13 protein-coding genes are annotated in these 24,281 nt (G+C 41.2%); 6 read left to right on the top strand and 7 right to left on the bottom strand.

The annotated features are described in order from the left end of the window. Window positions 1–46 precede the first annotated feature (46 nt). From QTN47_RS15530 to QTN47_RS15510, 5 genes are all read left to right on the top strand, one after another. Window positions 47–1,435, top strand: a complete 1,389-nt coding sequence (locus QTN47_RS15530; protein WP_369330312.1) for a putative oxidoreductase C-terminal domain-containing protein — start codon at window positions 47–49, stop codon at window positions 1,433–1,435. A 120-nt stretch (window positions 1,436–1,555) separates the two neighbouring features. Beyond that, entirely contained in the window at window positions 1,556–2,320 is a 765-nt protein-coding gene (locus tag QTN47_RS15525) for an SDR family NAD(P)-dependent oxidoreductase (RefSeq protein WP_369330311.1), read from the top strand. 180 nt (window positions 2,321–2,500) lie between these two features. Next, on the top strand, window positions 2,501–5,662 hold the full coding sequence (locus QTN47_RS15520) for a SusC/RagA family TonB-linked outer membrane protein (protein WP_369330310.1): 3,162 nt from the start codon (window positions 2,501–2,503) through the stop codon (window positions 5,660–5,662). 32 nt (window positions 5,663–5,694) lie between these two features. Then, the gene (locus QTN47_RS15515; protein WP_369330309.1) at window positions 5,695–7,548 is read left to right on the top strand and encodes a RagB/SusD family nutrient uptake outer membrane protein; all 1,854 of its coding nucleotides are present in this window, start codon (window positions 5,695–5,697) and stop codon (window positions 7,546–7,548) included. Between the two features lie 72 nt (window positions 7,549–7,620). Continuing rightward, entirely contained in the window at window positions 7,621–8,862 is a 1,242-nt protein-coding gene (locus QTN47_RS15510; protein WP_369330308.1) for a DUF6807 domain-containing protein, read from the top strand. Between the two features lie 259 nt (window positions 8,863–9,121). Here QTN47_RS15510 and QTN47_RS15505 read toward each other — a convergent pair whose 3' ends face one another. The 5 genes from QTN47_RS15505 to QTN47_RS15485 all read right to left on the bottom strand — a co-directional run bounded on the left by QTN47_RS15505 (window position 9,122) and on the right by QTN47_RS15485 (window position 20,576). Beyond that, window positions 9,122–14,893 (bottom strand): alpha-2-macroglobulin family protein, encoded by a 5,772-nt coding sequence (locus QTN47_RS15505; protein ID WP_369330307.1) that lies wholly within the window; start codon window positions 14,891–14,893, stop codon window positions 9,122–9,124. Window positions 14,894–15,698: 805 nt separating this feature from the next. Then, window positions 15,699–16,943: an alkaline phosphatase family protein gene (locus QTN47_RS15500; protein WP_369330306.1), complete on the bottom strand. Its 1,245-nt coding sequence runs from the start codon at window positions 16,941–16,943 to the stop codon at window positions 15,699–15,701. Between the two features lie 175 nt (window positions 16,944–17,118). Then, entirely contained in the window at window positions 17,119–18,651 is a 1,533-nt protein-coding gene (locus tag QTN47_RS15495; RefSeq protein ID WP_369330305.1) for a flotillin family protein, read from the bottom strand. A 32-nt stretch (window positions 18,652–18,683) separates the two neighbouring features. Beyond that, a complete protein-coding gene (locus tag QTN47_RS15490) occupies window positions 18,684–19,280 on the bottom strand; it encodes a hypothetical protein (protein WP_369330304.1) in 597 nt (198 codons plus the stop codon). A gap of 195 nt (window positions 19,281–19,475) precedes the next feature. After that, entirely contained in the window at window positions 19,476–20,576 is a 1,101-nt protein-coding gene (locus QTN47_RS15485) for a fatty acid desaturase family protein (protein ID WP_369330303.1), read from the bottom strand. A gap of 336 nt (window positions 20,577–20,912) precedes the next feature. Here QTN47_RS15485 and QTN47_RS15480 point away from each other — a divergent pair, with 336 nt between their 5' ends. Further along, on the top strand, window positions 20,913–21,827 hold the full coding sequence (locus QTN47_RS15480) for a carboxypeptidase-like regulatory domain-containing protein (RefSeq protein WP_369330302.1): 915 nt from the start codon (window positions 20,913–20,915) through the stop codon (window positions 21,825–21,827). Between the two features lie 260 nt (window positions 21,828–22,087). On the opposite strand, the gene QTN47_RS15475 is transcribed toward QTN47_RS15480, so the two are convergent. Both QTN47_RS15475 and QTN47_RS15470 read right to left on the bottom strand, forming a co-directional pair. Beyond that, complete coding sequence (locus QTN47_RS15475; protein ID WP_369330301.1) at window positions 22,088–23,185, bottom strand: glycosyltransferase family protein; 1,098 nt, start codon at window positions 23,183–23,185, stop codon at window positions 22,088–22,090. A gap of 10 nt (window positions 23,186–23,195) precedes the next feature. Continuing rightward, a complete protein-coding gene (locus tag QTN47_RS15470) occupies window positions 23,196–24,074 on the bottom strand; it encodes a UDP-2,3-diacylglucosamine diphosphatase (protein WP_369330300.1) in 879 nt (292 codons plus the stop codon). Between the last annotated feature and the right edge of the window lie 207 nt (window positions 24,075–24,281).

Raw genomic sequence — 24,281 nt, 5'->3', positions numbered from 1 at the left:
CTAAAAACCAGCTGATAGCTAATAGCTGACAGCTGATAGCTCAATTATGTTTAACAAACTAACCACATTTTCTCTTGCTGCTCTTGCTTTGACGAGTGTTTCATGTAATTCAGGAAGCACCGCAAAAGGAACGAATACTGATTCTTCAATGGTAAGGTTAATCACGTTGGATCCGGGGCACTTTCATGCTGCTTTGGTACAAAAAACCATGTATCCGGGCATTGATAGTGTTGTTCATGTATACGCACCTGACGGAGAAGAGCTAAATGCACATCTCGCTCTCGTAAAACAATACAACGAACGGACGGAAAAGCCTACGCACTGGCAGGAAGAAATATACAAGGGCAATGATTTTTTGGATAAGATGGTTGCGGATAAAAAAGGAAATGTGGTAGTTATAGCTGGTAATAATCTGAGAAAAACCGAATACATCAAGAAATCTGTTGACGCAGGTTTGAATGTTCTGGCGGATAAGCCGATGGCTATAACTTCTGCCGGCTTCGACCTGCTGTTGCAGTCATTTGAAGAAGCCAATAAAAAGAATGTGCTGTTGTACGATATTATGACAGAACGTTCTGAAATCACCACTATCCTCCAGCGCGAATTAATGAAGCAACAAGATGTGTTTGGCACTTTACAACAAGGCACAAAAGATAATCCAGCTGTGGTAATGGAGAGCGTGCATCACTTTTACAAATATGTATCTGGCAATGCACTAAAGAGACCAACATGGTTTTTTGATCCTGAACAACAAGGCGATGCGATGGCTGATGTAGGAACGCACCTTGTAGACCTGGTGCAATGGGAGAGCTTTCCTGACAAGATCATCGATTACAAAAAAGATATCGTAGTTGAATCGGCCAGCAGATGGGCAACGCCTTTAACCCTTTCTCAGTTTGCAGCAATGACAAGACAGGACAGCTTTCCTTCGTTCCTTAAAAAATTTGTACAGAAAGATACAGTACTGAATATTATTGCTAATGGCGATATCAATTATACGATAAATGGTGTTCATGCTAAAATAGCCGCGTTGTGGCATTACCAGGCACCGGAAGGAAGTGGGGACACACATTACTCGTTATTCCGCGGAACCAAGGCGAACCTTATTATTAAGCAAGGAAAGGAAGAACAGTTTCAGCCAACATTATATATAGAACCACTAACAAACAATGCGGACTTTGAACAAAAGCTACAGGCCGCTATACAACAAATTGCTGCAAACTATCAGGGCATTGGTGTAGTGAAGACTGTAAAAGGATGGAAAATGAATATTCCTGATTCCTACAAGGTTGGCCACGAAGCTCATTTTGGACAGGTGATGGAGCGTTTTCTTCAATATCTGAAAAATAAAAAGCTGCCCGATTGGGAGCAGCCGAACATGATAGCAAAATATTACACTACTACTAAAGCGCTGCAAATGGCTACAACAAAGTAAAAAATCATATTACATAAATGCAGGTGCGTTAGGAATGAAAATTTCAAACGGTTAAAGAGATGTGCTGTGACCGTAATGGTAATATATTGCCGGTTCAAAACTTAAATACGTAAAGGAAACATGGAATACATAAATCAATTTGATCTTACAGGAAAGCATGCATTGGTAACAGGTGGCGGTAAAGGACTGGGTTTTGCTACAGCTAAAGCACTTGTAGAAAATGGAGCATCTGTAACTATTGTGGGAAGAAATGAAGCTTTGTTACGCAGCGCCTGTGAAGAACTCGGGCAAAAATCAACATATAAAGTTGTGGATCTGGCGAATCTTTCTGTTATCCCTGCATTTATAAAAGAAGTAGAAGAACAGATCGGCGCGATAGATATACTGGTAAATAATGCCGGAATTAATTTGAAGAAGGAAGCGATAAATGTTACAGATGAAGAATTCAGCGAAATAATCAAGGTAAATCAGCAGGCTGTTTTTGCTGTGACACGTGAAGTTGCAAAGTTTATGCTGCAAAGAGAAAGAGGCAGTATAGTAATGATCAGCTCAATGGCGGCACAATACGGTTTGCCGAAAGTGGTTGCTTACACTGCATCTAAAACTGCTATTGAGGGCATGACCAGATCACTGGCAGTAGAGCTATCACCATCAGGTATCCGTGTTAACTGTATTGCACCAGGTTTTATTGCAACAGATATGTCAGCAAAAGCACTGAACAACGATCCTGAGCGTAAAGCTAAAGTGATGGGCCGCACGCCAATGGGCAAATTGGGTGAGCCGGCTGATATAGGATATGCTGTTGTGTACCTGGCTTCCAATGCTGCGAAGTATGTAACGGGCGTGGTTTTATGTGTTGACGGCGGCAATTCCATCGGGTTTTAAAACTGTAGATAAAAACTAAAACTAAACTGAAACTGTAAAAGGCTGAAAGACGAGCGCCACACAAATGCACCTATAAACAATTTTCAATTTATAAATGCATTGTACGATGGAAAATCAACTATCAATCTTTTCAATTTTTGATCGTAAACATTTTCATTCACCCCAAAAACACGATTGCTTATGAAATGGAAAACACTCTACCGTTATTTGTTCATGTTGGGTGTTATTTCAATTGCCAGCCTGGGTATTGCATCTGCTCAAACCCATTCTGTGCATGGAAGAGTAACCGGCGAAAATGAGTCGCAGGGACTCGCTGGTGTTGCTGTAACCATAGATGGTACAACAAAAGGCACCACTACAGATGAGAACGGTAATTTTAAATTGACCGGCCTGTCAGCTAACTCGGTTCTTATCTTTTCCAATATTGGATATAAGAAAGAATCAGTAGCAGTAAAGGGCCGCAGCGAGGTTAATTTAAAAATGCAACCGGAAGTGTCCAATCTTGAACAGGTAGTTGTTATCGGTTACGGTACTGCGAAGAAAAAAGATCTTACGGGTGCTGTTGCCTCTGTAAAGGCTTCTCAATTGGAAAACGAACATCCTGCATCTGTGCAGGATCTGTTAAGAGCCAATGTGCCTGGTTTGAACATCGGCCTGGCTACATCTCCTAAAGGTGATGCCGGCTTACAGGTGAGAGGTAAAAACACGTTGAACGCAAGCTCCAGTCCGTTAGTGGTTTTGGACGGAACCATCTATTATGGTGCGTTAGCTGACATTAACCCAAATGACATTGAAACGATTGACGTACTGAAAGACGCGAGCTCTGCTGCGGTATACGGTGCCAAAGCGGCGAGTGGTGTTATCCAGGTTACCACTAAAAAAGGTAAAACAGGTAAGCCGGTTGTAAATGTGAACGCGAGCACAGGTCTGGCAACAATGAGTGTAAACCAGCCGGTGTATGGTCCGGATGATTTTTTGAACACATGGAGAAGAAACGTTAAATATAGCACCAACCTGAAGGCGAAACCTTATCAGTATGATGATCCAAGGACGCTGCCTTCAGACGTATCTCTTCAAGATTGGCTGGCTTATGATGCATCAGCTCCAAACTCAGATCCTGTGGTTATCTGGTTACAACGTCTCGGCCTTCAACCGGTGGAAGTTGCCAACTACAAAAAAGGTGTTTCGCAGAACTGGTATGATATGGTGTTTCAGAATGGCCTAAGACAAGATTATAACTTAAGTTTATCCGGCAGAAAAGACGGCTTGTCTTATTTCTGGTCAGTTGGTTATATGGATAACAAAGGCATTGTTACGAACGATGAATACAATGTTGCGCGCACCCGTTTGAACCTTGAAGCAAAAGTGACCAATTTTCTTAGTGTTGGTACAAACACGCAGTTCAGCGTGAGAGACGAAAGTGCAGTGCCTTTTGACTGGACCGTGATCAGTCCTAACTCTCCATGGGGATCTGTTTACAAAGATGACTCATCTGACTATCGTTATATTCCAAACGATGAAGCGAGTGGTGGTAAAGTACCGTTCACTGCGCCTAAATACACAGACAAATTAAAGAGATACTACTCTTTAAACTCCAATATCTACGCCAAGGTTGCATTGCCGTTCGGTATCAAATACCAGGTAAACTTTACGCCAAGATTTGAATGGTTCAAGTTTTACCAGGCACAAAATTCTGCATACCAGGAATGGGCTCCTTTGGGAGGTCTTGCAACGCGCCAGGACAGGCAGATCTATCAATGGCAGGTCGATAACCTGATCAACTGGTCAAGAGATTTTGGCAGACATCACCTGGACGTAACATTGCTTGCGAACGCCGAGAAATACCAGGTATGGCGCAGCTATATGAACAACAATGGATTTAGCCCTTCTGATGTTTTGGGATATCATAACATGGCATCAGGTATAAATCCTTCAATTGGTAACACCGGAGATTACAATGATGAAACAGGGACCCTTGGTGATGAAGTAGGTACTGCAAATGCATTAATGGCACGCCTGTTCTATTCATATAAAGACAGGTATATGTTGACTGCTACAGTGCGTAGAGATGGTTATTCAGCATTTGGCCAGGCAGAGCCATATGCAACATTCCCTTCAGCCGCACTTGGCTGGGTATTCACCAATGAATCTTTTGTAAAAACCAATTGGCTCAACTACGGTAAGTTGCGTGTTAGTTATGGTTTAAATGGTAACAGGGATATCGGTAGATATTCAGCGTTGGCTGACCTTACTACATCTAAATATCTGCATGTTCTGCAAAATGGTTCTGTACAGCAGGTAACACAGTTAAATGTAAACGATATGCCTAACCCCAAACTTAAATGGGAGCAAACAGCTTCATTTAACCTGGGCTTAGACTTCACTGTTCTTAAAAACAGAGTTGATGGAAGCATAGATGTCTACAAAAGCTCTACAACAAATCTGCTTGCAAAAAGAACGCTGCCTGATGTAACCGGTTTTACGTCTGTTTGGACAAATATCGGACAGGTAGACAATAAGGGCATTGAGATAAATCTGAACACAAGAAACATTCAGCGTAACAACTTTACCTGGAATACTTCTGCCAACTTTTCTTTGAACAGGAACGAGATTGTTCACCTGTACGGTAACCAGGTTGCAATTAAAGATGCCAACGGAAAAGTAATTGGTTATAAAGAAGGTGACGATGCAGTAAACAAATGGTTTATTGGTCATTCTCTTGATGCAATATGGGATCAGCGCGTGCTGGGCGTTTGGCAAACACCGGACTCTGCACAGGCTAAAAAATATGGTGTTTATCCTGGTGACTTTCACGTAAAAGACGTAAACAATGATGGCAAGTATACTGATGCAGACAGGGAATTCCTGGGCTTCAAAGAACCACGCTTCAGGTGGACATTAAGAAATGAATTCACCTTCTACAAAAACTTTACGTTCTCATTCCTTGTATATTCTTATTGGGGTCAGATGAATGCTTTCGATCAGGCGAAGAACAGAAGCGCAGCGTTTCCTGATCGTGTAAACTCTTACACCTTCCCGTTCTGGACACCACAAAACCCGATCAACGATTACGCGCGTTTGGCGTCAAGCGATGGTGGTGCATCTTACAGCGTGTATAAGAAGAGCTCATTTATTCGCCTGGACAACATAAGCTTTGGCTACAACATTCCTAAAACGTTCCTTAAAAAGATCAGTGTACAGGATGCCAAGTTTTATTTCACCATTAAGAACGCAGCAGTGTATTCACCAAACTGGAAGTATTGGGATCCGGAACCTTCTTCAGGTCCAACTTTTGGCCCTACGCCAAGAATCTATACTGCAGGCATCAACGTAACACTTTAAGGCTGGTTGTTTAATTACCTAAAAATGCTTTTATGAAAAATAGATTATCAAAACCCCTATATATAGTTGCATCCGCTGCGGTCGCTATAGCAACGATCACCGGCTGTAAGAAAGAATTTCTCGAACCTAAGCCACTCTCTTTTTATACGCCGGACAACACTTTATCAACGGCTGCGGGTATGCAGGATATGTTAATTTCCTGCGAAGCGAGCTTACGCAGTGAATTTTTTGGAGACGGGTCACCGATTATTAGTCAGCTCATTTTTTCTGATGTAGCAGTAGAGGGAACAACCGATAAATCCGGTCCGGCTCAAAACATGAATCTCCAAATTACGCCTACCGCAAACTTGAACAGCACTGACTATAACCGCATCGGTTGGTATTGGACAGAATCTTATAAAGCGATAAAGAATGCGAACGCAGTAGTGACATACATAGATCTTCCTAAGTGGAAATCTCCCGATGAGCGTAACGCCATGTTAGGAACAGCTTATTTTCATCGTGCCTACAGGTATTATATGCTTTGTCATGAGTTTGGCGATATTCCTGTTACGTTGTCTCTGCTGAGCACACCGAAAGTTGACTTCGCTTCTGTAAAGAGAGAAGTGGTGTTACAGGAAATGAAGGCTGAGCTGGATTCCGCGCTGGCGTGGGTTCCCGCCAAAACAGATCGTGGTTCTGTAAACAAAGCGGCTGTTGCCCATTTGCTTACGAAGATAGACTTGTCGCTGGGCAAATTTGATGATGCCATTGCTGCTGCCAGCAGCGTGATCGATGGTGGAGGTTATGCATTGATGACGCAAAGATTTGGCGTGGATAAAGATGACGCCACCAGAAATGTTATTTGGGACCTACATCGTCCGTTAAATAAATCACGTTCAGAAAACACTGAAGGAATTTTATTGGTAATAGATAAAGAAGGTTACAAAAACAATGGCGACTTTAGCGGAGGTGGCTCAACCATGCGTCAGAATGTACCTTTTGAACATTCCAACATTAATACTCCTGCGGGAAATAAAGGCACGACAGATGCTCTGAAAAAGAATACGCCAAGCCTGGATTATGAGCAGATCACAGCTGTTGGTCGCGGTATTGGCCGCTGCCGCGGAAGCTGGTACTCTACGCATATGATCTGGACAGATTCTAATGACCTTCGTCACGCAAAAGGAAACTGGATGCGCATGCAGGACCTGGTGTATAATAATCCTGCATTAAAGACTTTAAATGATCCGTATTATTTAAAAAATCTGCAATTGTATAATGACTCCGGTAAGATACTTTGCATAGATACTATCAGAAGCTGGTTTGATTGGCCGCATTACAAAGTGTATGTTCCGGATGTTGAAAATGCTAATCCAAGTGGTGGTCACAGCGACTGGTATGTGTTCCGTTTGGCAGAAACGTATTTGTTGAGAGCTGAAGCGTATTTCTGGAAAGGTCAGTTGCAGCAGGCAGCAGATGACATCAACAAGGTAAGAACAAGAGCTGGTTGTGCTCCGATCAGCGCATCTGATGTAAACATCGGAACCATTCTCGATGAACGCGCACGTGAATTGTACTGGGAAGAACCAAGAAAGGTTGAACTTACGCGTATCTCATACATCCTTGCACAAACGGGTAAGCCTGCATACAACGGTAAAACGTACAATATGCAAAACTTTTCAAAAAGTAATTTCTTCTATGATCGCATAATGGAGAAAACAGATTTTTATAACAAAGGTGTTAAAACCAACCATGGTGATGAGTACACAATGAGCCCGTACCATGTATTATGGCCAATTCCACAAGCTGCCATCAACGCCAACGTGAGTGGAGTTATAAATCAGAATGAAGGATATGATGGATTTGAAAACAATCAACCTCCATTAACCACAATACCAAAATAGTTTTTTAGGTAGTTAGTTGAGTAGTCGTAAAGTGAGTCATTAATAATGGCTCACTTTTTTTAAACAAATATTATGCGTAAAGTATTGTTTATTTCTGCCGCCGGTCTGTTGGCCACTGTGTGTGCAAAAGCACAGGTAATTGCTACGTTTAGTATTAAGCAACACCAGCAGTATGTTGCAGAGCCGGTGTGCATAGACCTGGATCCGTTAACAAAGGATGCGGATTCAACATTGCAACTTGTAGAAGTAAGTAAAGGCAAGAGAACGCCTGTCCCTTTCCAGATCGAAAAAAGATATCATCGCTTTTTATGGTGGATGATGCAGCCAACAAACAAGGAAGGTGTTTTTGAATTACAGAAACGTAGAGCCGACATGCCTGACGGCTCTGGGCAAGATAAGATTGGCATCAAAGATGAAAACGGTACACTGCTTGTAACCGATGCCGGGAAAAAAGTACTACAGTACAACTATGCAACGATGTATCCGCCGCAAGGCGTTGATACTGTATTTAAACGCAGCGGCTTTATACACCCGCTTTGGTCGCCGGATGGAAATGTAATGACACGCATCAATGCACCGGATCATTATCATCATTTCGGATTGTGGAATCCATGGACTGAAGTTAGTTTCCGCGGAAAAATTGTTGACTTCTGGAACCTGGTAAAGAAAGAAGGCACAGTGCGTTTTGCGAAATTTATCTCTAAAGACGAGGGTGCTGTATTTGGTGGTTTTAAAGCTTTACAGGAGCATGTGGTGTTGAACGATCCTGCGGGAGAAAAAGTGGCCATGAATGAAGAATGGGATGTGCGTGTTTATAACATTGGCGATAAAAAATGGTTATGGGATTTTACTTCCGTTTTAAACTGCGCAACTACTGATACTGTTTTTCTTAAAGAATACCGCTATGGCGGATTTGGCTATCGCGCTACAGAGCAATGGAACGATGACAACAGCAAAGTGCTGACTTCTGAAAACAAAACAAGAAAAGATGCTGATGCATCCACCGCGCGTTGGTGCATGTTGGATGGCGCGATTAACAATGGCCATTCCGGAATCTTATTCATGTCATTTCCGGCCAACTATAATTATCCTGAGCCAATGCGCGTATGGCCCGAGAAGATGAACGGCAGGGGAGATGTGTTCTTTAGCTTTAGCCCCACAAGAAACAAGGACTGGACTCTTACACCGGGAAAAGATCATGTATTAAAATATAGAATGCTGGTGTATGAAGGCACAATAACTGCTGAAGAAGCAGAAAAAAACTGGCAGGCATTTGCGAATGGGCCAGAGATTAAGATTGTGAAGAAGAATTGAAAATTGAGAATTGAAAGTTGAAAATGAAGGAATAAGAACCAGTAGGCACTGAAAATTTTAACCACAGATAGCCACGGAGTTTTTTTCACAGAGTACACGGTTAACGTTTAATAAGATTAAAAAGCACAGAATTTTCCGTCTAATTGGAAATTCTGTGCTTTTGTGTTTATATGGCAAAAACTCTCTGTAACTCCGTGAAAAAAACTCCGTGGCTTCTGTGGTTAATCGCCTTTCATTTTCAATTTTCCCTTTTCAATTGTCAATTAATTGAAACTTTTTTCATCTCATTTCTTCCATAGAACGTTGGAAAGTACATCAATTCAACTTTTGCGGGATTTAACGTATAACTTCCTGTATATCTTGCTTCCAGTTCAACTTCATATTTGTGTTTGCCTACCGCAAGGTGCCCAGCGAACAAAGCAACCTTATTCTTAAAGAATTCTTTGTGCGTTTGCCAGCTGTCCTGGCTTTTTTCTGCATAGGTGCAACCTGCGGGTATAGGAATTTCTATCATTACATATTCTGCTTCTTTTTCAACCTCAATGGTAATGATCATTTTTACTTTCTCGCCGGCCTTAATAGTTTCCATTTCTTGTCCGTTTGCTGTAAACGCTGTATAAATGTTATATAGTTCTTTATTTATCTGTGGTTGCGGATTCCATAACTTTTGATAAATACTGGCATAAGTAATACCGCCTCCTGTCTTTTGTAATTCCAGGTGCGTTTTATTTGCGCCTGTTTTAAGATGAAATGGAAAATGAGTAACTGTAAAACTTGTGTCACCGCTAACGCTGATGGTTGCCGGTGCTGCGATTTTCTTGTTTTCATTCAGCAGCACAGGTAAAATCGCAGACAGTATTCCTGCACTCTCAACAGTATTGCGCCAATAGCCGTTTCTTCGCTGCTCCATAAAATATTGTGTAATATTTGGCTGCAACGATTGCGTGCTCTTATCTGCAACGATTACCTGATGTGCAAGCAATGTTGTTGAGGTTGCATTATTTTGCCATCTATAATTTTCATCGCCCCAATGCAGCCCGCCAAGTATACCGCGCGTACCTTTGTTGATAAGGTAGTTCAACTGCTTTGAATAGTCAGCTTTGAGATTTTGCATGATACGCACATATTGCCATTGTCCGTGAACGCTTATTGAATCGAACGGAATTGTTTTAAGATAAGGTCCGTATTCCATGAAATGACCTGCTTCAGATAACGTAAGCAAAGCTGTCAACATTTCTTTTCGGTTTAATGTGGGAAGTTGGCTTTGCAAGTACAACAGGCCATTCCTTATACTGGTTCCGACAAGTTGTTGCGATCGCACCGGCAATAACGCATTGATTACGTAGCATGTGATGTCGATGCTTGACCGGCCATTTTCCCACCAGCTCCAGCTCCCATCAAAATGTTGTGCTTTTTGCAGTTTGTTCAATAACAGGTTGATCGTTTTATCTTCTTTAAATGATTGTGACAAATATTCTCTTATCTGCCTTTCCATTAATAGCCCCCGAAGTTTGGAGGCAGTTTGCTCCATACATGCATAAGGATAGTCTTTTAGATGTTCAATTTCCTTCAACATAAGCTCCAGGCCGTTATTCAAAATACTTATTTCTACATTCTGGGCGTTGGCATCAGCTGTAAAGGTTACGGTGGTGTCTCTATGCAGTTGCCAGAATATTCCTTTGGTTTCTTCAATACCTTTCTTGAGGACCGGGATTTTTCTTTCCTCTCCATCTTTGAAACCTGTTTGCGACTGCAATTCAAATGCTGCCAGCAATGAATCTGAATTGGTGGGTACCAATATCGGTAATCGTGTTATGGTAGATTGTTTTGCTTCAAGATCCTGTTTTTTTTGTAACAATTGTTTTTGTTGTAAGCTAAAGCTAAGTTGGGCTTTGTAAGAATCATTTGTGTAGTTCATTGCTTTTCCGATAAGAACAGCTGAATCGCCTTCTATAAGAAATTGCGGCGTATTAAGTTGCGCGAGCAATGGCTTAAAGGATTGCGTAAACAACATCGCTTTTCCCGTTCTAAGCTTTTTGTCGATAGCAATCACATATGTTTCCCACCCCGTTATGTTATCCGGGTAGTTTACGAAAAATGACGCCTGTCCATTTTTATCTGTAATAAGATTTGGCTGCCAGAACGCGTAATCTCTAAAGTTTTTTCTCATTCCTCCGGCTGTTTTTTTTGTTGTAATAATTACGGCACCGTTAAAAGCCCGGGCGCCATAAATCGCAGATGCCTCAGTGCTCTTCATTACTTCCACACTGGCTATTGTGTCCGGAGAAATGCTGGCAGGAAGGTCTTCATATAAAATGCCATCAACTACATACAAAGGTTTTTCACTTGCGGAAAAAGTCCTTAATCCCCTTATGCTGATTGAATTGGCCGTTGCGGCATAGCCCACGTAAACACCGGCTGCTTTTCCCTGGAGGAAGAGCAAATTGCTGGTTTTGCCAGAACTTATTGATGCTGTTATGTCGGATTTTCTACTCACGCCATAGCCAACTACTACCACCTCATTTAAGCTCAACTGTCCTATAGACAGCCGTTGCTGCAAAAAATAGTCCTCTCCCTTAGAGAGGGAAATAATCAACGACTTTTCGTTGTAACCTAATGCATATACTGAAACATTATAAGTTCCTTCCAAAATCTGTTGTACGTGAAATATTCCGTTGCTGTCAGTCGCCACATCAGTTTGCCCGTTGGTGAAATTATCATGGATCCGGACGAGGGCATAGGGAACAGGTTTTCCTGAAATACTATCTGTTATGTTTCCTGTTAGCGAAGATGAACCTTTTGACAACTTTCCGGATTGTGGTTTGTTGCCGGTAACGGGTACTTTTATTGGATTATTATCAGTCTTCCTTCTTCTTTTTGTTTCATACTCCAATTGCTTAACGATCGGATCATTGGCAGCGAACTTCCAGTTCTCAGTCGCGATACACAATGTCCTATTTTGCCGAATTTGAATTTTACCGGATGCTGTGTTCCATCTGCTATCAATAAGATATAGCATGTATTCGCCGGCCTCTATTTTGGTGAATGCATATCTTCCTGTAACAGTTGCGACAAGCTGCTGACCATTTTCCATAATTGGAACCAAAGCTATCCGGCGAATATTTCTGGCTGCAACAGGGTTGAGCGTACTGTCTTTTCCCGCGGTGAATAGCAGGTGACCTGTTTTTGTCGCTCTGGTTATATTCTGCGGAACATCGGCAATGTATGGTTCATGTATTTCAACCTTTTCATAATTGATGACAGGTACTAGTGATAATGTGTCACCCCATTTGTTCCAGCTTTTCAACGTTTCATTTATCATGATCTTTTTCGCAGATGCAGCATATATTGGTTTTCTTTCGAGGCGTAAGATCTTTGGCGAGAAATTGTATTCATATCCATTTTCTCTTACAAAATGCAGATCATAATTTGCAGGCTGATAGAAATGCAGGCTATCGTAATCATTGAATGGCCCTATCATCATGTCTTGACCGGAAAGCCGCGTGACTTTAGTACCCTGCCATAAATAACCATAGTTATTTCTTACGCGCATCATTTGTTTCTCAATTAGTTTTCGTTCCTCCGTTGTGAAATATTCCGGCATGGGTTTTATTTTTTCCTTCGCCAGCTTACTCATGTCAATTACTACATCATGTTTATAATTGGGTTGCATATAGATACTGTCCACTTCAAAAAAACAATTGCGTAAACGCACACCCACTTTTATGAAGCTCGTGGAAGCCTGAAAACAATATTCACTTGTATCTGCTGAACTTTCCATGTACATAAAGCCCCGGTTGATATATAAAAGAGCGATTGATTGGGGGATACCATTATCCGTAACATGAATGCTTACCTGTGGCAGGTAGCTGGTGATGCGCGTAGTCACATCCGTAACAGCTTTTTCAGGAAACAAAAGTTTGTAGTAAAAGATACTGTCTACTCCGAATATTCTTTTCCATTGCTGGTGCTTGCCCAATAAATATTTTTTTGAAAAGTATGGATCATGATCATCGTTTTCATAAACGCCCTTTGTGCGCAACGATTTTATTTTGTGTTTATCTGTATAAGGTGGATCTGGAACATAAAAATTCTTTGTGATCTGACTGTTGTAACTAACGGCGGCCAGGTTGACGTTAGGAACGGGCGTGTGTTTGTAGTCGCTCACATGTATCTTAACAGCATCCTGCTGACCGGGATAAACGGAAGCGGAAGTGTTGACTTCTATGTTCAGCTTACTGTAAAGTAAACCTATTCGATCCTGTTGTTCCTTTTGTTTGCCACCCCATACATATTGCCATAGAACGGTGTACCCTTTATGTTTTAGAGTCATCTTCTTTTCCCAGGTAATAACAGAAGTGCTGTCTGTTCCAGACGCTACAATCTTTTTTCCATCCAATACCAGATAACTAACCGGTATCTTGTAATTGTTGTACAGAGAGAAACCTATCGTGTCGCTGCTGCTTATTCTTGAAAATGGAACATTGTAGTTGGCCGGAATATCGATAGAGGAATATAAACTCCCTGAATCTTTTTTCTCAATAAAGAAATTATAGCTTTCTGCGAAAGGATCAATTTTGCTTTTATAAGGCAGGCCTACTTCCTGCTCCTTACTGAAATTGCCATCCATTTCCATGCTGGCTACAGTATTTACACTTTTGTTGTTGATACGATAATCTGCGTACAATGTGTCATTCGTAATCCAGGTAACTAATTGTTCTTTTTGAGCATTGTATGTTAAGGTGAGTGTTTGTTCATGCAGCTCGTTATTACTGTTGCGGAATTGCAGCAAAGCTTTTAAGGTGACATCGGCAGCAGGTAAATATTTGACTGGCACCACAAATGGTGTTTTCCCTTCAGTAAGCAATTTTTTTTGTTCAGTGTAGATTGTGTCAGCAATGTATTGTTGATTTCCATAAAATTTTGAAACGGTGGAGGTAGTTAGGATCAATTTTGCAGAAGCATCCAATAGTGTGAGATGATTGGCATCTTGCGCTGATGCTTCAAACAATAGACTGTCACCGTAGAAATAATCTTTCCTGGTAGAAGTGAAATTGTAAGTTGAGATTTCATCAGGCAGGTAGTCTTCTGTTTTAAAATTTCCGCTTAACACATAGTCTTCTTTTTCTGTTTTAAAGACGATTGATAACGTTGCATCTGATGGTAACGAGTCATGCAGCGGAAAGCTATAGACATATGCCCCCGGAGAGGAAGGGCTTAGGGTTGAAAGCAGCTGGGATTTGGCACTGCCATTTTTATAGAATTGTAAATACAAACGGAGGTTGTTCGTGTATTGCTTCTGATGTTTATTTATGATATATGCCTTTAGCTTAACAGTGTCGGTTAACTTGTATTTTGGTTGATTGAACAATATGTAACCCCTGGCGCCGGCTGCCTTGTTGTTGTCTGAGTATTTATGATAAGCATGCGAGGGCGATATTTTTCTGGGAAGCCATGTTATTACTTTTCCAACACGTGTATCGGGGAAATGTTTTTTGTAGGAATAGGGTTGAAAATTATCTCCATTAAGGATCAGGAATGTGGAATCTCCCGGTGCAAATATTTTTATGGCAACCTCATCACGAATTTTTTTCTTCAGACGATATGCCTGCGCCTGTGGAATATATGTTGTTTTATGTCCGTTATCCCAAACTTGTGCATTGGTCACAAATCCTCCATTGGTATTTCTGATCTGAATTTGAGGTACATTCCGGTTTACGGTGGGTGATACATAAAGGCGGGTGACGTTAATGATTTCTGCTTTGATGTTGATGTCGTCAACAGACAATAATATGTAATGGCCGGTTGGTAAACTATCCTGATCGTAATATCTCTTTAAAACATAATCGGGCTTTCTGGGGAGGAACACGTCAACAGGAATGCTATCCAGCTTGATATATTTCTCTGCTTCTGCAGTGGTAACGCGATATGTAAAAATATCATCGCTTTTCTTCTTTAGGTTTTTCCAGTCAATTTGAGTAATGCCAATAAGCGGTAAAGCCAGGAATAAAATTACCAGTAGTCGCTGCATGTCAGGTGGTTTTATAATTGCCTGATGCTGAAAAGAAGAGAATTACATAAGACGGTAGAAAATAATTAATTGAAAATTGAAAAGGGACAATTGAAAGCGGATGGGCTACCGAGGTGAAAATTTTTTACCACAGATAGCCACGGAGTTTTTTTTCACAGAGTACACCGCTGATCATCAAAATAAAAAAGCACAGAGTATTTCTTGTAATGAGAAATTCTGTGCTTCAGTGCCTCTGTGGCTAATAAGACAGTAAGATCGTAAGACAGTAAGACCGTAAGAGAAGCGCTGTCTGTGACTCGTTGCTATGCACATGAGATAAATCAGCGATCAAAAAATCAGACATCAGAGATGTGCGGCATTAAGACCGTAAGACCGTAAGATCGTAAGACCGTAAGAGAAGCGCTGTCTGTGACTCGTTGCTATGCACATGAGATAAATCAGCAATCAAAAAATCAGACATCAGAGATGTGCGGCATTAAGATCGTAAGACAGTAGGATCGTAAGACCGTAAGAAGAAGCGCTGTCTATGACCGGTTGTTATGCCGCACATGAGATAAATCAGCGATCAAAAAATCAGACGTCAGAGATGTACGGCATTAAGACCGTAAGACAGTAAGATCGTAAGACCGTAAGAGAAGCGCTGTCTGTGACCGGTTGCTATGCCGCACATGAGATAAATCAGCGATCAAAAAATCAGACATCAGAGATGTACAACAATTTTACTTCCCCAACTCCGTGAAAAAAACTCCGTGGCTTCTGTGGTTAATCGCCTTTCATTTTCAATTATCCACTGTCAATTAGAAAACTACTCAGGACTCTTCCCACTCCAATAATTATAATTATTTCCGTCCGCCTGTAAAACCACTTTATAAAACCCAGTGCTGCTTTCGGGTAGCTTGAATGAAGCTTTTTGGCCTGCCAAAGGTGCCGAACCTAACACTGTATATTCATCCTTTCCGCCTTTTTTGAACTGATTGGTAGTAGAGACAAAAACTTTTACATCACCTTTCTTCTGAATTGCCTTCCAGTTTATATTCACCTTTCCATCTGCAAAGGAAATGGCGGGCTGAATAAAAGAAATTTCCCCAATGAAAGGAATACCATCCACTTCAAACGCATTTTGTTGAGGAACGTTGATGTCCATAAACCTAGCAATTGATGGCATTATATCAACGGCGGATAAATGAGGTTCTTTAAATTCTTCGTTCAGGCTTTTTGCATTGGTAACAATCCAGCTTGCACGCTCGCGATCACTTTGTCCTCCGTGATTTTTTCCGGTCGCTTTATCGCGGCCATGATCAGTCGTAATTACGATCAGCCAATCTTCATTAAAATTCTTTTCTCTGTATTGAATGGCCTGCCATAAGTAGCCAACGCGCTTATCTGCAAGTTCAATTGCCTTATAGTATTCCGGACTGTCACCGTGCATGTGACCCATGTCATCTGTATATTCAAGATAAACCCAGGTAAGGTCTGGTGCATCGCTTTTTATATAATCCGCGGCATGTTGCGAAACGCTTTCATCAATGTTACTCATAAAGTCGCGTTTTTTATCATGCGGATAGTTTACCGTGTCATTTTCCAGTCCATCGTAATGATGATCAACTGCGATATTGCCGGTTTGCGCAAATTTATCGCCAACAAGCTTGGTCCTGTTATCTTCCCAGCTGGAGAATATCGCTGTCTTCTTGGATGGATATTGTTGCTTCAAGTAGCGGAATATCGTGTAGTAATTATAATTCGGTGCAGCTATGTCGTTGTCCCAGACATTATGTTTATTTACCCATGTGCCGGTGAGTTCACTAATGTAACCAACCGCAGAAATTGTAGGTGTTTCTGAATAGCTGCCTTTTATTCCGCCCACATAAGATTTTGAAAAACCCTGTTTGCCTGCAATAGCATGCAAATTGGGTGTAGGTAATTTTTCAATCAGGTCGGATGCAATTCCATCAACAATTACAAAGACTGTTTTCTTGACTTTTTGTGCATAGGTTGTTGAAAAAAGGCCTATGCCTAACAGGAGAAGTGTTGCTGCTTTCTTGAATTGCATCCTCTTATTTTTAAAATTTTATGTTCCGCAAGGTTGAACGAAGACATGAATATATGGAAAAGAACAGCACTAACTAATGATAAGTGGCGACTTCTATTCGCTCGTGCAAACAAATGCCACCACTTAGAAAAAATGAGTTTACGCGGTATATGCGTGTATCGAGAAGCTTATTTGATTATTCTACGTTATCTGGTTTTGCAGGCAGGTCTGAAATGTAATGATCATTTTGCTTGCCTTTTCCAAGATATTCGGGCAAATCCATTCCCGCCATATCAAAAATATCTTTCAACGGCGGTACAGACTTGTACAAACCTGAGATAAAACCTGATGTTGAAGATTGTCCATCACCTTTACCATTTTCCCAAACGGTAACTTTGTCAATCTTAATATTCTTAATTGCTTCGGTCTGCATTTTAACCAGTTCTGGTAGCTTGTCAGCAATTAGCAATAACACGGCGTCTTTTGAGTTATTTCCAGCTGCTTTAACAATCCTGTCCATACCTTCAGCCTGCTTCGTCAATATTTCAAACATACCATTTGCCTCGGCCTGCATTTTCGCGAAAATGGCATCAGCCTCACCTTTTGCTTTTTCGCGGATTTTTTCTGCTTCAGCCTGTGCTTCAATAATAGCACGTTGTTTCTGAATTTCTGCAGCAACCACAATATTGGCATTTTGCGATGCCCTGTCTCTTTCGGCGCGAGCTTCTTCCGCTTTTCTTTCTGCGGTATAGGCCTCTTCCAATGCCATTGCTGCCTGCACTTTTTCTGCCGCCATAGCACGTTTCAACGCTTCGGCCTCTCTTTCTCTTTTTTCTGCTTCTGAATTGGCAATCTGTATGCGCGATAGGTTTTCACCTTTAACAGCATCCGCATTGGCTTCCGCAGATTTAATGCGGGTGTCTCTTTCTGCTTCTATCTTACCAATGCTTTCATCTCTTTTAGCTGCCGCAATTGAGATTTCCTTGTCTTTTGTGGCGATGGCAACCTGGCTGTCGCGGTCGCGATACGTTTCTGCAATCTTAATATCACGATCTTTTTCAGCCTGCGTTTTACCAATGTCGCCAGATCTTTCCTGTTCGGCAACGCTTATTTTGGCTTCATTAATGGCTTTAGCAGCAGCTTCTTTACCCAATGCCTCAATATATCCGCTCTCATCTTTAATATCAGTGACGTTTACATTGATCATTTTCAGACCGATCTTTTTCAATTCAGTCTCAACACTGCCCGCTATATTGGTAAGAAATTTATCACGATTGTTGTTGATCTCCTCAATGTCCATCATCGCGACAACCAAACGCATCTGACCGAGAATAATGTCTTTTGCAAGATCATGTATTTGCGGACGCTGCATGCCAAGCAAACGTTCTGCTGCATTTTGCATAACGCCCTGTTCTGTCGAAATGCCCACAGTGAAACGCGAAGGAACATCCACGCGGATATTTTGCTTACTCAGGGCATTTGCCAACATTACTTCTATCGAAATGGGTGTAAGGTCAAGAAATGAATAGTCCTGGATAATGGGCCAGATAAAGGCTGCACCGCCGTGAATACATTTTGCGCTACGGTTTCCATCAGGTCCTGAGCCAACTTTACCATAAACAACCAGCACTCTGTCTGAAGGGCATCGTTTGTAGCGTCTGAAAAGGGATAAGATCAAAATAAAAATAAAGACAACAACGGCAATTATGCCAATGAACATGTATTCCATAAGGGATTTTTTACAAAATGTGAATTTGTTGATTAATTGTTTTTTGTAACGAGAAGTGTGTCATCTGTAATAACGGCGATGACTTTCGCATTGGATCCGGTTGGTAGAGCATCCCCATCGTCTGTAATTGCATCGAGTTCTTTTAGGGCCGATTGTATGGTAACGTGCACCTTTCCCGTACCCGTGCGGCCGCCTGGAATGTTCAGGTAAACTTTAGCGACCTGGCCAACTGCATTTTTTAATTCTGTGGTTCCGTTATATTGAAGCCTGCTTATCTGTTTAAAAAGCCAGGCTATAAGTATCATTGTGGCTACGCCGGCGCCGGTTGCCGACAGCAATGTGTAGGTGATATTGTTGGAAATGGAGAAAACGCCTAGACCCACCCATCCAAACATGGTAAAGAATGCAAGCAAGTTCTTTACGGTAAAGAACTGTGAATGTATGCCATCGTCGTGTGCGGTTGCATCATCAGCGTCGCCAAAGGCGCTATGGTGATCTCCTCCTAAAAATCCGGTCAATGTTTGGATTCCCAGTAATACTGTTGCAATAACTGCAGTCCCCCAAAGGATCTGTTCAAGGGAGGTTTTGGATAGCCACCAGGCATCAAAAGAAGATAGTAAAATATTCATTGGGCGCAAGGTTCTAAGATTGAATAAGTATCTGTCTCACTTATGTCAAATGTATACGATAAATTATTTCCGGCAATAATGCGGAAAAGGAAAATTCGCAACACAGTTACTTATTTCAATCTTATAAACCGAAACGTACAGTTCATCAGGAAGAGAAATCCAGCGTGTAAAAAAAATGCTCTTCTATACTACCCCTTACATCGTCTCCTCAAAAATATTCTCATGAAAGGCATTATTCTTCAGCAGTATATAATGGTTTTTTAACGATGTAGCCAGAGAGTAAGTGCGGTAAGGTAACTGATTCTTTTCAGCAAACTGTTTGATGGTCTTCGTTACCTCCGGATAGTAAACGTGATTAACTGAGGGAAACAGATGATGCGCAATATGGTAATTAAAGCATCCCATAAAAAATCTTGTAAACCAGTTATCTTCTTTTACGTCGTTGGTGCAGGACAATTGATGGACGAACCAGGTGGAAGGTAACAGTCCTTTTTCATTCGGCATAGGAAACTCGCTTTCAATGCTTGCATGTGGCGACAAAAGCACTAACAACGAAAATATGCTCGCAGTAAACATAAAAATCAAAAAGCCAATGAGTACCTGCGTAAATGTCAGGGTTACTACCAGTACAGGGAGAACGAGCATGTAAAAAAAGAAGAAGGCTTTAAAGAAGAAAAGCTTTACATATTCCTTTCCGGGTATTTCAGTAACAAGTTTGCGAACGATAGTATCCTTCTTAAAGAAATCCTTGAAATCCCTTACCAGTAGCCAGTTAAAAAGATAAAGCGGGTAAAGGAAGGGCAGGTATATGTGCTGGTATTTATGCATTTTTGAAAACGGGCCATGCGGGAAGACCCGTGCCAGCGGGCTCTGTTCAAAGTCCGTATCCCATCCCTGGATATTTGGATAATTGTGGTGGAATCTAACGTGCCTGATCTTGAAAATGTAGCTGTTGGCGCCCATCAGGTCGAAAAAGCCAACATAAGCTTTGTTCATTGCATTACTTCTGAAGAGCGTTCCATGAACTGCTTCATGTACAATATTCAGATAATTAAGGACGAGGAAAATGCCCATTGCAAAGTAGGCTAAATAAAAGATTGCCAGGTTCTTTCCCCATATCAGTGCCACAAAATAAGCGACGACATAAAGTACAGGAAACAGATAAGCTTTGATTTTAATTCTTCTTTTTCGGGTAGGTTCTAAAGCTTTTACTGTTCTGTTTACTTCATGTCTTAGCTGTAGAAATAGATCTTCTCCAGTCTTAGGAAATGCCGGTTTAACTGTTCTAGCTGTCATATAATTGTTTTTTCTACGTTCCCGAGGGTGCTTTTACAGATGGTTTGGTTTAACTCCGGAATGCAGTGGCAAGAAAAAGCCACATTCAACTATATAACCATTTAGCTTTATAGTACGCTAATAAGATTACCACAAAATTAATAAAACACTTTAAATATCAAAATGTTCAGTTTTATAAGTGATAAATGGTAAAAGGGATACAGCAAATAAAATACCGATTATTTTGATTTGCGGCAGGGATCTTAAATGGCGACAATCAGGATGTTTTTAAAATGCGCTCTACATTAAAAATGCTTAATCTTGTAGTTTTAACCGGTATAATTTAAAATTAACTGTATGAATCTTCGCCTCGTCACCATCCTGCTTACATTGAGCTGTATCCACTCTTTCGCACAGGATATCCGCTGCAAGGTTGTAGATTCTACCACCGGTAAGCCACTTACTTACGCCACTATTATTTACGGTAACAATGCGAAGATCACCTACACGGATTCGTTAGGAAATTTCTTCCTGGAAAAAGATTCTGTAGATGTGAACGATAAGGTTTCAATTGAATTTCTGGGATATGATAAGCGGTCTTTTCTTATAAAAGAACTTTTATCGTTAAATGAAATAAAGCTCCAGCAGTCGACCAATGTGTTGGCTCCGGTTGTCGTGCAAAGCTGTAAAAAACTAACGCAGGTCGTACTTAACAAGCGGGTAGGAAATATTAAACAGTATGTTGGACCGGGGCCCGAGACGCGCTTTATTATTATAGCGCGATATATGAATAACAAGGGGAGAAGCGGGTATATTGATAATATTAACCTGTTGATGAATGAGACGACTTCTAATTTTAAAGTGCCAATTAGGCTTCACTGGTATGAATGGGATGATGTAAAACACGCACCGGGCAAGGAGCTTACAGACACCAACCTTGTAATGTACGCGACTGCAAAAGGATGGAACAATTTTGCGCTTCCAAAGAATAAGATATATTTTGATTTCAACGATGTTGTAATAGGCATTGAATTCATCTATCCTGTAGAACAAATTGAACAATTCAAGAATTTGCAGACTTCGAACGACAAAATTTCCTGGCTCCAGAACATGCAAAACCGCTGGTCGTTAGGATTGCAGCAAGGAGAAACGGGAGATGACGGTTCTTTCTATATTATGAATAACGAACCCGTAAAGAAATACGGCTCGCCGGATCAAAAAGTATTTTATAAGCCAGCGATCAAATTTACGGTAACCACTTGCAAAAGATAAGTTGGAAGGATTTCACGCAGAGACCGCAAAGGGAGCAGCAAACCGACGGAAGAACCTTCGGTAAAATTTGGATCGTTAGCTGCCGTTTTGTTCGTGGGCTAAAGCCCGGATTAAAAGAGCAACAATGTTCCGTCAGCTAAAGCAGACGGCAATGAATCTAAATCAATCAGCTTTCAATAAGCGATCCGTAATCAGGACATTGCTCCAATTTCGCCAGTCATACCCCAAACGTACAACGTATAACTTAAAACGTACAACGTTTACAACGCATACCCCACCACTTCCGGCAACACATCAGCATCAAAGTCTTCCTGTAAGTTTCTTACACGTTCAATAGCAATGTCGACAATCTCAGCGGTGGAATGGCTAAGCTTAAGTGGTCGTGGGTTCAACTCCCGCAACCATTGATCCACAACAATGGCAAAATTGTCATCAATAGATTTTATAATTGGTACATTAAAACCCTTTAGGGCTTCGGCATTGCACAATTGTTCGTATTGGCCTTTAATGGGCAAACACAACAATTTCTTACCCATATACAATGCTTCTGCGGGTGTTTCAAAGCCGGCGCCCGTAATAATGCCTTTGCTGGTGATCATGCTTTGATTGAAAGCCGCATTACTCACAGGAATAAAAGTAATGTTGCCGGTTGTTTGTGCAGTCTTTACTTTTTTGGAGAATACCTCAAAACGCACACCATCCAGTTTGCGAAGCTGGGGCGCAACAACCTCATCTGAGTAATGAGACAGGTACACAGTGATATGTCCGTTATCTGACGGGCTCGCTTCCAGTACATCTTTCTTTATAACCGGGGAGAAAATAAAATCATCATATTGCTCAAAATGCAAACCTATATAGTCAGTGGCAGTGGCATAATAACGCAGAATGAATTCGCCGCTCAGGTTTTTAAATGAAGGTCTTGGTGATTTGGAAGATTGAAAGCTTGCCTGATGTCCAAAATTTACAGATTTTACCTTTTTCAGCTTACATGCGAGCGAGGTAATGCTTTCAAAATCGTTTATAACAATGTCATATTTCTCAACGGGGAGGTCATTCGCTTCTTTCCAGATCCTTTTCAGGCTGATGTCTTTCATCATTTTCAAGTAGTCCAATCCGCCTCGGTTACCGTAAAAAAGACTAACACCTTTACTTCTGTATTTTACAGGAAGATCAAAGGAAAGATTGCTGTTGCTGCCGCTCAGGAAAACATCAACGGTGCCGCATTTTTGAAGGAATGGCATTAGTTCCAATGCACGTGCAATGTGGCCGTTTCCTGTTGCCTGAACGGCATACAATATCCGGCTTTTGCGCGGTATATGAAAGAAGTTGTTACGGGTGTAATCGCCGTTGAATAACATTGGATTTATTTTAGAAGTTTACCACTTTAGGTTCTTCGCCCATTGGTGGCTGTAAAAGTGAATGAATGAACAGGCCAACTTCATCTGTAACTACATTAAGCTGAGGCAGCTTCTTATCTATTTTCTGATTTACCGCGGGGAAGTTCTTTTCGTCATATTGAAAAACTGTCCACTCGTTTTGTTTGTATTCAAGACAGGTCAGGTTCTCAATCCAGTCGCCACTGTTCAGGTAGGTTACTTTACCATTTTTTGTTTCGATAACTCTTTTTTGTGGCTGATGAATATGTCCGCAAATAACATAGTCATAGTTCTTTTCAATGGCCAGTTCTGCTGCAGTCTGCTCAAAGTCAGAAATCCAGGAAACAGCTTTTTTTACGCTATTCTTTACTTTCTTGCTGAAACTCATCCTTTCTTTGCCCATCAGGCGAAGCCACCAGTTAATGAAACTGTTCATCAGGATCAGCAGGTCATAACCATGGCCACCCATTTTAGCGAGTAATTTGGCACCTCCTTTCGTAGTGGCATCAAATACGTCTCCATGGAAGATCCAGGTCATTTTACCGTTTATTTCCATCACCAGCTTGTCCGTTAACTGAAAATTGCCGATCTGTATATCACTGTACCGGCGCATCATTTCATCGTGATTGCCGGTAATATAAATTACGCGTGTTCCTTTGCTCAGCAGGCTCATGATCTCTTTGATCACCTGCATGTGGGCAACAGGAAAATATCGTTTGCTGAATTGCCATCCGTCAATAACATCGCCGTTGAGGATCAGGATCTGGGGCGAAATGCTTTTAAGATAATTGACGATTTCTTTCGCGTGGCAGCCGTACGTACCAAGGTGAAGGTCACTCATCACAACAACATCAACAGGTCTTCTTTCCATTTGTAAGAGGTTTTACAAAGTACCCTACCTAATGTTATTTAGACGTTACCGGAGTGTTATGCAAATATGAAATTAGCTGTCAGCTATTAGCTATCAGCTGCCAGCTGCTGTTCAATTTTGATCAGGCTAATGTTTTTGGGTAAAGCTAAATGGATGATGATTTTTTTAGACAAAAAAGCCATTAGAATGCAATAAATTCTAATGGCT

The sequence above is a fragment of the Danxiaibacter flavus genome (assembly GCF_041060425.1).
GTDB lineage: Bacteria > Bacteroidota > Bacteroidia > Chitinophagales > Chitinophagaceae > Danxiaibacter > Danxiaibacter flavus.
This window is presented reverse-complemented; position numbering and strand designations above follow the sequence as displayed.